This is a genomic window from Synechococcus sp. A10-1-5-9 (assembly GCF_047716785.1).
Classification (GTDB): domain Bacteria; phylum Cyanobacteriota; class Cyanobacteriia; order PCC-6307; family Cyanobiaceae; genus Synechococcus_C.
In genome coordinates, this window is the sequence record NZ_CP180406.1 from 1,504,492 (window position 1) to 1,517,829 (window position 13,338).

At 52.1% G+C, this 13,338-nt stretch carries 8 protein-coding genes; 5 read left to right on the plus strand and 3 right to left on the minus strand.

What is annotated here, in order from left to right:
* Positions 1-54 precede the first annotated feature (54 nt).
* On the plus strand, positions 55-249 hold the full coding sequence (locus ACLM45_RS08400; protein WP_415408770.1) for a hypothetical protein: 195 nt from the start codon (positions 55-57) through the stop codon (positions 247-249).
* 570 nt (positions 250-819) lie between these two features.
* Here the strand turns inward: ACLM45_RS08400 and ACLM45_RS08405 are convergent.
* From ACLM45_RS08405 to ACLM45_RS08415, 3 genes are read right to left on the minus strand one after another with little or no spacing between them, the layout of a single operon-like run.
* Positions 820-4,818: a glycosyltransferase gene (locus ACLM45_RS08405; RefSeq protein WP_415408771.1), complete on the minus strand. Its 3,999-nt coding sequence runs from the start codon at positions 4,816-4,818 to the stop codon at positions 820-822.
* Between the two features lie 25 nt (positions 4,819-4,843).
* Positions 4,844-6,772, minus strand: coding sequence for a glycosyltransferase (locus tag ACLM45_RS08410; RefSeq protein WP_415408772.1), 1,929 nt, complete (start codon positions 6,770-6,772; stop codon positions 4,844-4,846).
* Positions 6,769-6,960, minus strand: a complete 192-nt coding sequence (locus ACLM45_RS08415; protein WP_415408773.1) for a hypothetical protein — start codon at positions 6,958-6,960, stop codon at positions 6,769-6,771. Before ACLM45_RS08415 ends, ACLM45_RS08410 begins: the two co-directional genes overlap by 4 nt.
* A 75-nt stretch (positions 6,961-7,035) precedes the next feature.
* Here ACLM45_RS08415 and ACLM45_RS08420 point away from each other — a divergent pair, with 75 nt between their 5' ends.
* From ACLM45_RS08420 to ACLM45_RS08435, 4 genes are all read left to right on the plus strand, one after another.
* A complete protein-coding gene (locus tag ACLM45_RS08420) occupies positions 7,036-10,734 on the plus strand; it encodes a glycosyltransferase (protein ID WP_415408774.1) in 3,699 nt (1,232 codons plus the stop codon).
* A gap of 43 nt (positions 10,735-10,777) precedes the next feature.
* Positions 10,778-11,698 (plus strand): hypothetical protein, encoded by a 921-nt coding sequence (locus tag ACLM45_RS08425; RefSeq protein WP_415408775.1) that lies wholly within the window; start codon positions 10,778-10,780, stop codon positions 11,696-11,698.
* Between the two features lie 46 nt (positions 11,699-11,744).
* Complete coding sequence (locus ACLM45_RS08430; protein WP_415408776.1) at positions 11,745-12,584, plus strand: hypothetical protein; 840 nt, start codon at positions 11,745-11,747, stop codon at positions 12,582-12,584.
* Between the two features lie 221 nt (positions 12,585-12,805).
* Positions 12,806-13,333, plus strand: coding sequence for a sulfotransferase family 2 domain-containing protein (locus tag ACLM45_RS08435; RefSeq protein WP_415408777.1), 528 nt, complete (start codon positions 12,806-12,808; stop codon positions 13,331-13,333).
* The last annotated feature ends 5 nt before the right edge of the window (positions 13,334-13,338 follow it).

Genomic DNA, 13,338 nt, shown 5'->3' on the forward strand with positions numbered 1-13,338 from the left:
GACAGCGCCGCACCCACAGTCCTGACTGCAAGACCCACGATAAAATCGTCGCGAATGATGCGAGCCGCCAAATTTCTTTTAGCCAAGATAAAAAAGCTGTTCAATGCAATCATTTCCTGTTCACCAGCGAAAAAAGGACAAGCAGGTCCGAGGGATAAGCATGCTTCTGATGAATCTCGAGCTGCACAAAATGCTCATCGATTTGACCTTCATGAACTGCAAAAGCTGATCAACCGTGACCACTTTTAGCCCAGCATCCCTCACCACGAATAACACTGCAGTCAACCCGATCTACACCCTGTAGTTGGAAGACCCTTGAGCGTTCGAGTTTGTAGTCCATGAACCTATCAGACAAAAGTCCCGATCAGCCATGACAAGCTTCAAGACCTTATGCACGCAAAGATTCACAGGCTTACTACCTGAACCCAGCTCCACAGTGTCAGATCAACCATCCATGCAGTTTCCCTATCTAAGGGAGCGCAAGCATGTAAGCAAATAAAATCAAGGTGACTGACTTCTGCACCATTCTGATGGAGAAAGGATTCATCGACATGATGGCGATCGTGAATCTGTTTTGTCGTTAGATCCTTAACGGGAAGATCTCAAATGGCTGAAAAGGGTGATCTAATACTGCGAAAGCCTGCGAGCAATAATGCTTCACTGGCAAGCAATTGATGCCAGAATAGTGACAAAATGTCAGCAAACAATGGCCCATTTTGCATTTACGCAAAATGCAAAGTCATTGAATGACAGCCTTGATCGATTGACTCGATCTTAAAGAATACAGCAAAAAAAGTCCTCAACAAATGAATATTTTGATCATTTTTTGTAACCCTTAAGCCATCCAAAGTGCTTGGCATAAGCATTAGAAGCACGACTTTTCAACTGAGCATCGGAACAAGGAAGCTGAGCACCTTCTCTCAGAATATTTTGCAAGTCTGAAGAGATGGCATTGTAAGCCGACTGTTTATTTAGATGAAAATTATAGCCAAAGCAGGATGAGAAAAATTCTGACTCAGTTGCTGCTCGTTCAAAGGTGTCATTGGTGTCATAGTCATGCGAGTGCTTGACCACAGCATCTCTAACATAGAGTTTTTCATATCCATTTCTGATTACCATGTCGGCCCATAATTGATCTTCACCATAGGGAACACAAGGCAGAGGCAACGAGCGCCAAACACTCTTGCGCAGACAGCTATTGTTATCGCTGTAGAAATGAAGAATTTTTCTCCAACCCTCATCGTCATCAATCACCGCTTGTCGATCAGTTGTCAGTGACATCACCACCGGCAATTGATCAAACCCTTTGAAATGGTTTTTCAGCTCTTGATGAGTAAACGCATCAGCATCATCATGAGCAACATGCCGTCCAAACGCGCCAGCAGCATTTGGTGTTGACTCTAGTGCGTTCACTAAGTTATAAAGCCATTTGTCGTTGGCTGGAATGGCATCTTGGGTAATAAACCCTACGAATTCAGCATTGCTTAGATCAACGCCGACGTTGCGCGTGTAACCATGTTGAAACTCGCCCTTCGGTATTTGATAAAGATCTAAAGCTGGAATACGATCAAGAAACTGATTGCAAATCTGAAGTGTTTCATCTTGGCTTCCACTGTCAATAATCAAACATTGGAAATCCCAAGGAGCTTGTTGCCCTTCAATGGCCTCAAGAACACGTGCTAAAAAGGGACCTGCATTGTAGGTCGGAATAACAATCGAAGCCTTGTAAGGTTTAGCAGGATCATTGTGGCTATTTTGATGAATTTTTTCTATTGAATAAGAATTTTTTGTTTCATGAGTGTCTCTCTCAGACAAGCGATCAATCAAAGCCCTTTCAAAATCATCACCAGCGCGTTCCCAGCTGAACTGCACAACCCATTCATAGGCCGCCAATGCCTGTTGCTGCAAAAGCTGTGGATCTCTTGAATAATGATTCAGAGTATTCGCAATTATTTGCGCACAAGGCGCCATCAATTGAATCACATTCTCAGGATAAATGGCTCTCGTGCTCTCTACATTTAAGTCAAAGACTGGTAGTCCCGCAGCCATCATTTCTTGAGGCAAGAGCGAATAATTGGTCGCAGAAAAACTCAAGCCAATGGTACAAAATTGATAGAGTTTAGCAAGTTGCTCATGATCGAGAATCCCATAATTGACAGCCTTGTAACTTGGATTAATATCAAGATCTTCATCACCAAAAAAGTGAACCACAAAATTAGAACTTAGTTTCGACAACTGTTCCAAAGACTCAAGCGCGAGTTCGACGCAACGCCGCTCAGTATGACAACGTGCATACACTGCAATATGCACCGTATAGTGATCAGCATTAAGTTCTTGATACTTAGATTGAATCTTTTTTTCACTGGTCTTGTAAATATTGTGGTCGTATGCAAGCCACAAAAAGCGGCTCCAACGTTGGTACTTATCTGTCATTAGCTTGTCAAGCCATGGGCTCGCACAGATACAAGCCAAATCATATTGGTAGGTATGTTCTGCCAAAACAGAGTTCGTTCCTCGAGCATAGAAGTAGGGTTCATAATCTTGAATGAAATAATAATGAGCCTGGAACCCCTTAGATTGTCGAACAAAATCAACTGTTTGCCAGCCTGTAGCAACGATGCAATCCCCAGAAGCATAGTGAAATGAAGAATCTAATGGTAATACTTTGGCTCTTATAGGCTGATAGAACTTGACAACATCTTCTCTCAAGTCAGCTGAATGATTAGACCGTTCTGGATTAATGACCCAAACACACACACGATGACCTTTCTCTTCCAAATGACGAATCATCCGGAAAATCGTCATATGACCACCACCACCTTTTGAGAAATCAGGAATGACAAAATGGATGCTCATTGAACTAAAGTCATCATCAGCTCCACATATCGACCACAATTTTTTGGGATCAAAATAAGGAGTATTTTGAAAATTTTCAGCCGCAAGAGCTTGACTATGTCGATGAATATTCCGGGGTGAGAGCAAAACCCCATGACCAAATTCACTAATCAGGGAATTCTTGATATCAATAGCTGATTGTGAATGGTTATGATTGCCAGGCAGAACATTGCAACATACATAATGGTACAAAGGATTTAGCCCACAAGATTTCTGCAAAGATAAATATTCTTCACTGGAAAAATCAGGAGAGGGATCAAGATAGACGCCAGCCGCCTCAGCTTCTTTCCAGCCAAATTCTAAATAATGATCAAGGGCATTATGGAGAGTACGATCAAGATCTTTACGTTGAGAGAAATAAAAATCTTGATCAAAATACTCACTACATCGCGACCTCATTGCCGATAGTTTAGGACCTCCATCATGAGCAATTGCCTCTAAAAAACTCAATCCATTATAAAGCTTGTTTCTGAGCAAATATCTTGCTGCATGCCTTAAATCATCCCCCATAAAATCTTGCCAAACAAAAATATTGATCTCTCCAGTTAAATATTGATCAACGCAGTCATCATAATTCCAAAATCTTTCAGCGAGATCATTTAAATCAATTTCTGCTTCTCCATTCTGACAAAGTTTTAAGCGAGCTTCTTCAAACAAGAGGTGTCCAAATAACTCAACCGTAACTTGTTTCTGAAGGTGATCCTTACTTTCTAGCCGCTTAATCGCTTCGAATGCTGTTTCCGTTGCATTGATATCTGCTGAACTAGATATAATATTGCTCCAATGCTGGTTAGCACTCCTCCAATCTTCAGCCTTGCAAGCCAAGCGGGCAAAATTATCTTCGATCCAAGGGTTGTAATCAACTTCGACCGCTGTCAACAACAAAACCAAGAGACTTTGTTCAGTCTTACTCGCCTCTCTAAATTGAATTGCTAATGCAAGGCATTGATCGACTGAGGCCTGGGGCTTCCTAACAGATGCATATTCTGTTTTATTTTTCAAAGAAAAATATCTTTTGCGCAAATAATCGGCATTGGCATAGTTAGCGAAATAAGATTTGATCTTTGCAATTTCGCCCTGGTGATCATTGATAGCCTTGCGCAGGTGCTCTTGCGTTTTATCAGGCTGAAGGAATTGCAGCAGACTCGATGCGCTCTCAACATCTCCAAGAGACAGCAAAACGCGCACTTTATTATCAATAATCCACTCAGACTGAATTCCCGCTTGCCATGCACAATCCAAGATCATGATCGATTCTTGAAAGTGTCCAGTTTCGCGTAAAGCAATCGCCTGCTCCAGAACAGTATGATGAAAATTTTTGTCAGAAGCATGCTGCAAATAAGCATCAATTAAAGAGAAGTCGCAATGACTCTCTTGCCTTCCAAAAGTAAATAACGAGCTAAATTTTTCCTCAATAGATGAAAATTCTTGCTGATTGATTGCAGAAACCGATCGATGAGAATTCGTGAACAAATGATCAATGGATCGATCATTGGCAATCAAGGTCACTTGCTCCTCTTCACCATCAACAGCAGGCTCCTCCTGTTCACCCTCAGCATCGCCATCGGACGGAGAGGTTTGTTTCCGATGCTCCAACAGAAGTTCTTTAGCAGATGCTGCCACAGCTTCCGTTCCACAGGCGCTAAGTAGTTCGAGCAAGGGCAAGGCCTCCTGTTCACGCCCCAAAGCCAGCAGGGCCCGCGCTCTGTTGGCCTCAACCCAATCGCTCACCAGGCCCGCCTCCATGGCAGCCTCAAGCAACAGCAAAGAGCGATCGGCATCACCGGCTTCGCGCAAGGCGATTACATCTTTCAGCAGCGCCGTCTGCACATCTCCGTCGGCAGCTGGATCATTGAGATGCTGTGGTTCCACCCCCAAAGCCCGACTGCTGTTCACCAAAAAGGCGCGCAGGGTGGCAATCATGGGAGTCAATCCAGGTTGGACCAGATTACGGGAGCTGTTCCAGTCCCCTGGGCCTGCCGTCTGGATGAATTCCGTCGGCCTGCATGGGCCAGCAGGGTCCGGGCCTCTGCAAGCGCACCCCCCAGCGCCGCTGCAACCGCAGCACCGCCCCTGCTTCAGTGCCGCTTTGGCGCACATCACGACTTTGGCTCTCGTGATGCAATAACACCGCCTGCGGCGGAATCAGTTGGTGATATCCCAGCTGCTCCAAGCGCAGGCAGAGATCCACATCGTTGCCCTCCACAGGCAGCCCTTCATCAAAACCACCCAAATTCTCCAGCAGCTCTTTGCGCAGCAGGAGGCAGGCGCCGGTCACTGCATCCCAACGACTGAGCAGTTGACTACGGCCCCGATGCACTCCGTGCTCGAGCGGCAAATGCCGGTAGGCATGCTCTGCATGGCTATCAAGGCCAACCACCAGCCCCCCGTGCTGCAAGGTTCGATCGGGATATAGCAACAATGCCCCCACAGCTCCCACCTTCGGGCGCAAAGCCTGAGCCGCCATTGCCTCCAACCAGCCCGGTTGCAGCGCCTCAACGTCATTATTCAGGAGCAGCAGCAACTCGCCCTGGGCCCGAGCCGACGCCTGGTTGTTGAGCCGGCTCCAGTTGAACGGGCCGTCGTCGCGCAACACAACAAACCTCTCTCCCAGCTGGTGCCTCCAGCCCTGCAGCAGCGCCGTCGTCGCTGGCTCCACCGAACCGTTGTCCACCACAATCAGCTCCAGCGCGAGTCCCTGCTGACGCGCCGCTGCCGTCGTGCGCCAGAGGCTCTGCAAACAGGGCGCCAGCAGATCGGTCCGATCCCGGGTGGGAATGATCACGCTGCAGCTCCAGTGCTGCGGCAGCGCCCACTGCAGTGCAAAGCAACCGGGCAGGTCCGCATGGGGCGTCACCGCCGCGATCGCTTCCCCCCGCTGCTTGAGCTGGTCCCGCAACAGCTGGGCTTTCTGGCCCTGAAGGCGCAGATCGGGTAAACGCTGCGGCGGGTTATGGCTGAGCAGTTGCGGCCAGCCCTGAACCTGCGGTTGCCTGTTCATGGCCTCCAATAACCAACGCCAGTGCCCAAGCCCATCGCAGGGAGGCAAGGGCAGCTGCTGGTGGCGCAGCCAACTGCAGCGCCACAGGCTGCAGCTCTCCAGCCAGGGGCTGGCCCAGAAACTCTCCTCCAGCCAGCCGGGCTTGAACCAGGGATCGCAGCGCTCACCCTGCCGATCCAGTCGATCTTCATCGCCGTACACCAGATCGGGCCCCGGCTGCTGGCCTTGCAACCAGCGCTCCAACGCCGGCAACACCCCGTCCCTTAGCTGCACCCCAGGCGCCAACAGCACCAGCCAGCCTTCCTCGGGCCAAGGGGACTCTCCTAGGGGAGCCAGCTGCGGTTGCAAAGGTGCTGAGCCATGCAGTGCAAGCCAGTGGTTCTCGCGCCAAAGCCAGAAGGGGGTCGCCATTGGCAGCGGCGAAGGCGGTAACCGCTGCTCACAGTGGTCAATCCAATAGCGATAGGCCTGGGGGCCGAACCCATCGCGCAGCACCTCCCCCCCCAGCAGCAAACGCATTTGCACCTGCTGCCAGTGATCGGCAATCCAAACCTCACCGGGGAGTCGCGCTAATGCCTGTTCGAAGCAGGTCTGCGCATCGGCCCAGCGCTGCTGCTGCGCCAAGAGTTCACCGGCGCTGAACCAGTTCCAGCCAAGGGCCGGGTCCACCCGGCAGCTGCGCTCCTGCAACTGCAAAGCCTCAGCGTGATTCCCCTGCTGCTGGCGCAGCTTGCCCAAAAGATGCAGAGCCGAACCATGCTCAGGAGCGAGCGCCACCGCCCGTTGCAGCAGTGGTTCAGCAGCGATCCAATGGCCCTGCTCCCAGGCCTTCCGGCCAGCGCTGTACAGCTGTTCAGCAGCTGTCGACGGGTTCATGGACGGCGGCCGATACGAGCGCTGACCTGACCCAACGCAAAACCGATCACGCCACCGAGGGCAGCGCCTTGGAGCTGCCACAGGGAGTGGCGATAGCGGAAGGGCAGACGACCGAGCTGGATACCGATCAACAACATCACCAGCAGCGCCAGAGCTGTTCCCCAACCCAGCGATCGCCAACGTGACACACAAGGCCTCTTTAACTTGCTTGAAGTTATCGCCACGATGCGAAAATCCGCGCATCTGGTCGTTGCGGACAAGACATGAGTTCCTCAAGACTTAATCCCAGTGAGGTGCAGCAACATGCACAGGTGCTGGAGGAGAGCGAAGCCTGGAGCGAATTGCTCGATTACGCCCAACGGCAGCAGACCCACAGCAGCGACCAGCCCCAGCTCAGTGGCTACCTCGACTACCTGGAAGGGCGTGCCCTTCTCGAACTGGAGCTGAGCGAGCAGGCCGAAGCACCACTGCGTCGTGCCTGCCTAGCCCTTCCAGACTTCCCCTATGGCTTTCAATTGCTGGGGCGCAGTCTCGCCATGCGGGAGCAATGGGCACCCGCAGCTGCTGCCCAGGAACGCTGCATTGCCCTGAAGAACGATTTCGGTCACGCCTGGATGGAGCTGGGCCGCGCCCGCGACGCACTCGGGGCAACCGATGCTGCCCTAGAGGCCTACCGCCAGGCCGACAAGCTGCTCCCCGGCAACGACTGGGTGCAGTGCCGCCTGATCCACCTGCAGGTGCAACAAGCACTGCAAGCGGGGGACCACAAAGCCGCCGCCGCCAGCATTGTGACCTTGCAGCAGCAGCGCAGCCTGCCGGCCTCGCAGGTGCTCACCTGGCTGGACGCTGCAGCGGCCCTGGCCCGCTGCGGGCGCTGGCCGGAAGCGATCCAGCTGGCAGCTGCCATCCGCCAGGGTGGCGAGCAAGCTGGCCGCCCCAGCCCATTGGGAACGCGCGCACCACTGCTTTTGATCGCGGTGGGCGTGTTGATGGATCAGAACAGCAGCACACTGGTCCAGCCCAGGGCATTGGCCGGTGCATTGCTGGAAACGCTCTGGTTACCACACAACGATTTAGAAAATCAGTTCTGGGTCAACACTCTGGCTGACATGGTCACAGCCATGAGCCAATGTTTCACCAATGGCTGGTCACAACACAGCAAAGAATTGGTGCTGTTGGTGCTGGCTGTCGCGCAAGTAGCCGCAGATCATTTCAATGACAACTGGAGAGCTCTGACCCTGCTCGAACAGCTCGCTCTCCTACCAGAGCTTTCAGACAACGAACGTCGCGTATTGGATGAACGCTGCGGACTGATGGCCCTCGGAGCAGCGCGCCCGGTCGAAGCCAACCGACATCTCTTGCGCATCCCCAAACAACAACGATCCATAAATGCTGAGGCCGGTCTCTGCAGGGCACACCTTGAACTGGCTGGACGTCACCTGCCCCTTGACCTGCAGCAGGGGCAGGCCACCGCGCAGCAGCTGATGCATCAGTTCGCCAAGCGCCCCCGCAGCAGTCAGGTGCGTGCTGATGTTGATCTGCTGCTCTGGAAGCTGAATACACGGGTGCTGGATGACACCAATGCCATGGCCCTCGCCAGCGGGCCGATCAACGCTGCCCAGGAGTTGCGCAGCCGCGGCCTCAACCTGATCAGCGCCCTCACCACCCAATCGCTCAATCCCCCGGGCCTTGCACCCCTGCCCGCTCAGAAGTGCTCAGCCCGGCGCTGGCTTCTGCTCGCCAATGCGTCCCTGCCCCAGTGTTTCCTTTACCGGGTTGAACAGAAGAAAGAACAGCTGGAGTCCCTCGATCGCGAGGTGATCATTCTTGATGTGGCGCACTGCAACAACTGGTCTGTGGCGTCCGCCCTGCTCTGGGCCGACCGGGTAGTGGTCTGCCGCCTGCCCGGCACCTATCCCGTGCTTCGCGCCATGGGCCTTGCACGGCGCATGGGCCTCACTGTGTACTACGACATCGATGATCTGATTTTCGATCAGGAACATTTCCCGCCACCTCTAGACAGTTACGGCGGCACAATCTCAGCCTGTCTGCACACGGGGCTTGCCATGGATGCCCCACTGTTTCAGGCGGCCATGACGGAAGCTGATGCGCTGATTGTCTCTACCGCCACGCTGGCGACACGCTGGAGGCAGTTGCATACCAACAGCGAGCAACCCGTGATGGTGTTGGCAAACATGGCACCACCGCCCTTGCGCCGCAAAGCCAGAGCCATCGAGCCCCTGCAGCACCAAGAGGCGGCAGCAGACCAACTCAGGCTGCTGGTGTCCAGCGGCACCCTGGCGCACAAGCAGGTGTGGGTGGAGGAGCTAGCACCAGCGCTGGCCACTGTTCTTGAAAAGCACCCTGCTCTGCAGCTCGATCTGGTGGGTAGCATTGAATGGCCGCAGGAACTGCAGTCGGTGGCCTGCGAGCGCATTCGCAGCCTGCCCTTTAGCGACTATCCCACCTACCTTCGCCACGTGGGCCATGCCCACATTGGCTTGGCACCGCTGGAACCCGGGATCGTCACCGACGCCAAAAGTGCCATCAAATGGATGGAATACAGCCTGATGGGGCTGGCCTCAGTCGTGAGCCCCACTGCCACCTATCAGGAGATCCTCCAGGATGGCGAGGATGTGCTGTTCGCCACCGATCGCCACGGCTGGGTGCAGGCGCTTGAACGACTGATCCACAACCCCCAGCTTCGCTCCCAGCTGGCCGTCAACGCCCAGCAACGGGCGGAAGCGCTGTTCGGACAAGCCCAGGGACAACGCTTCTGGGAAGAGCTTGATCAGAACGATGCCAACGCCCAAGCCCCGTCTCGACGCCGCAAACAGCTGGTCATCAACTGTTTCTTTGCGCCTCAGTCTGTGGGCGGCGCAACCCGGGTAGCTCAGAACCGAGTGAAAGAGCTTTTGGCTCAGGAGAATGCGCCAGACGTCACCGTGCTGTGTGTGGATCTCTCCCCCTGGCAAGGGGCTCCTTCAGCAGAAGCCATGCCGCTTGATATCCACAGCTGGCACGGGGCCAGGGTCGTACGCCTGAGCGTGCCACCGAAACCCTGGGACTGGCATTTCGATGGTGAGGTCGAAGCGTTCTGCCGCGATTGGTTCGAGCGGGAGGGCTTCAATGCAATTGAAGCTCACTCCATGCAGATCATCACAGCTGCTCCACTGAGCGTGGCCAAAGAGATGGGAATCCCTTACACCGTGGTCCTGCATGACGGCTGGTGGCTCAGCCAGCTGCAGTTTCTGACACGCGACGACGGAACCGCCGTGGACCCAATCGACCCTCTGTCCGCGATCGACAGCGATGCACCAGACGCCATCAAAGAGGCAGCACGCTCCCGCCGCCGCGATCTCTTTGCCTTGCTCGATGGTGCACAGGAGCGACTTGCTGTCTCCGACACCTTCGCCGACTTGCATCGCAGGGCCGGAGTGCGCGGCATGGGCGTGCGCACCAACACAGTGGCCCAGCCGGAAGAACAGGAATTAAAACAATGCCGCCAACGCAAGCCAGATGATCCCATCGAGATCTGCATGGTTGGCGGGATGGCCGTGCACAAGGGCTATGCCGTCTTCAGGGCGGCCGTGCAGCAGGCCGGTCTCGGCACCAAGGCCAGAGTCACGGTGATCGACCATCGCCTCGATGAGGGCGACCACAGCTACAGCCTGCAGTGGGGCAAAACGCCTGTGCAGTTCTGTGCACCCATTCCAATGGCACAGATGAATGGCTTCTACGCGTCCCAAGACGTTCTGGTCGCACCATCAATTTGGCCGGAGAGCTTTGGCTTGGTCACCCGTGAGGCTCTGCAGCTGGGTCTTTGGGTGATTGCCAGCGACATCGGCGCCCTGGCCCAACCCATCCAAGATGGAATCAATGGCCGCAAAGTGGAAGCCAGGAACGTGGAGCAACTCGCCAAAGCCCTGCAAGAGACCCTCCACATCCAATCCAACCTCTGACAATCAACGAACCACCACTGTCAAATCACCACCAGCCCGACCGTTGACTGACCCAACACCCACCGACACCTCCCAGAGCTTGCTGCTTGGCGTTGGCTCTCAACGAGCCGGTTCAACCCTGCTCTACCGGCTGCTGCATCAAAGCGTGAAGGGTCTGTTCATGCATCCCGTAAAGGAGCTGCATGTGTTTGATTCCCTCCATCATCTCCGTCCTCGCAAGGCGTTGCAGAGCTTCTCCAAGAATCAACTCCAGCGGCTGAGGAATCAACATGGTGACTTAGCCACAGCTCAGGCGAAAGGAAGTAAACGCCTGATCTGTGAAATTCGCACCAACACAATTTTCAGCGAACGTGACATCAGCGAAGTGAATTATTTGGATTTATTCCGACCTTGTCTGATGCATCACCACTGGATTGGTGAGGTGACTCCGGAATACATGCTGCTTAGCGAAGAGCAACTCCAGGGAGTCCATGATCAGTTCGCAGGTCACGTTGTGCCTGTGCTGATGGTTCGGAATCCTGCCAAACGGTTCCTCTCGGCTTACAAACTGCGGCACTTTTACATGCGGCCCGCCGACCAACCCATGCCTGAGAATGATGCATTGCTGAGCAACCTCAACCTGCTGCTTGATCAAGGAGAGGAGGATGGATGGGTTAGAGCTCAACTGCGCTTCAATCAGTACCGTGAAGCGCAACAACGCCTGCAAGCAGTGTTTGGAGATCGAGCCCTCGTGCTGAGCCTCGACACGTTGACGCAACAGCCAGAGAAAGCCTTTCAAGCCCTGGAAGACCGCACCGGCCTGGTTGTGGATCGCCCCTTAGCTGAAACATGTCTGCAACAAAAAGTGAATGAAACAGATATCAAGCTCTCTCTGGACCCAGACACAACTGAAAAAATGAAAACATTTTTTGCCGGGGCCTTAGAAGATGCAGAACAGCTCTGCGGAGAGCATTTAAAGCTTTAGCTTTTCACTGCGACATCAAACAAACTTCCACCAAAATTCCAAGGCAATGTTCATTAAAGTTTTTGGAGAACGCAACACCGGCACCCACTTCCTCATCAAACTGCTCCGCAACAACACCAATGCAGAGCTGCTAGTTCATCCAGATGGGGCAAGTGAAGCGTCACGCAGAAACCTTGAACACATCATCACTTGCAATCTAGACGTTACAAAGGGTAATCCAGCTCTTCGGTCTTTAATGTTAGAACGCTTAATTGACAGCGATCGCGCAAAAGATATACCTGAGTTTTATGGATGGAAACATGCCGCAGTCAGCAGCAATCAACTCAAGCAGAATCCAAAATTTGAACAAACCCTCTTCATCTGCCTCATTCGCAATCCATGGCGTTTTATTTCAGCTCTACACAGACGCCCATACAATCTATTCCCTCAACCATCCGAGGATCTGACTAATTTTATTCAGCAACCAATTTTAACGAACGCTCGCGACAATCTCGTTGAATCATACCTAAGCTCTCCAGTTGAACTGTGGAACAGAAAAACAGAATCTTACCTTGAACTCAAGAAAAATTGTCCGACCAACGTTGCAATCGCCTATTACGAAGATATAATCTGCGATATATCCAGATTTTTGAACAGTTTACAATTTTTCTGCGAAGTCAAATCACCGCCTAAAGTCCCAAGCCGTTCGACAAAGCGAGATACAAAAACTCATGAGCGGGACGAAAAAACATTTTCTGACTATAAGAATGAGGTTGAGCAATACTCTCCCTTGACGTCCCTTGGCGAAAAGGCATGTGGCTTAATTGCCGAACGCATTGATCTCGATGTGTTCCAAAAGACATATTATGCGCAACACCCTCAGTACTCCAAACACATTCTCTCTTAAACACGAAGCAAATAGCAATTCCAATGCCTATCTTTCACGAAGCAAAGCTCATTCACGTTCACAACCCCCGCTGCGGAGGAACTTCAATCAATGACGCAATTCTCACGAGCTTAGGCCTGCCAGTTTCTACTTTTAGCCCTCAAATAGTCTCCTATCATTATTTATATGGCAACCATAAAACTTCAAGCAACTGTTACGAACTTGACCATCTGTGCTTCGCGTTGATTCGAGAAGCCGCACCAAAATGGATCTTCGATGAATACAAATCATTTGTTATCGTAAGACATCCCTGGGATCGATTTGTTTCTGAGTACACACGGAAAGTATCGCAAAAGTGCAACCGATTTATCAGCCCGCAAGATAAATCGTTTGAGGCTTATTGTCAAAACTTTATTCAAAAAGCAAATCGAAAATACTCTGAATCTGACCCCTATCAGTTTCAAGGAGTAAGCCACTTCTATGGATGCCATTTTTTACCTCAATATCTCTACGCCGGCCTTGAATCATCTTTTGACATCGCAAAACCGCTTGTCATAGACATCAAAGAGATTAACCAAAAGTTACCCTCGCTTTGTGGCAAATTCTCCGAAAAGGTAAAATACGAATTACATAAACCACGTAATAGCCATCAGCAAAAAATTTCAGACGAAATCAGACATCAGATCGATACGATTAAGCCTGAAATACGAAACAAAGTTGATGATTTCTACCGCCTTGACTATAAGTTGCTTGGATACGAACGGCGATAGTTCAA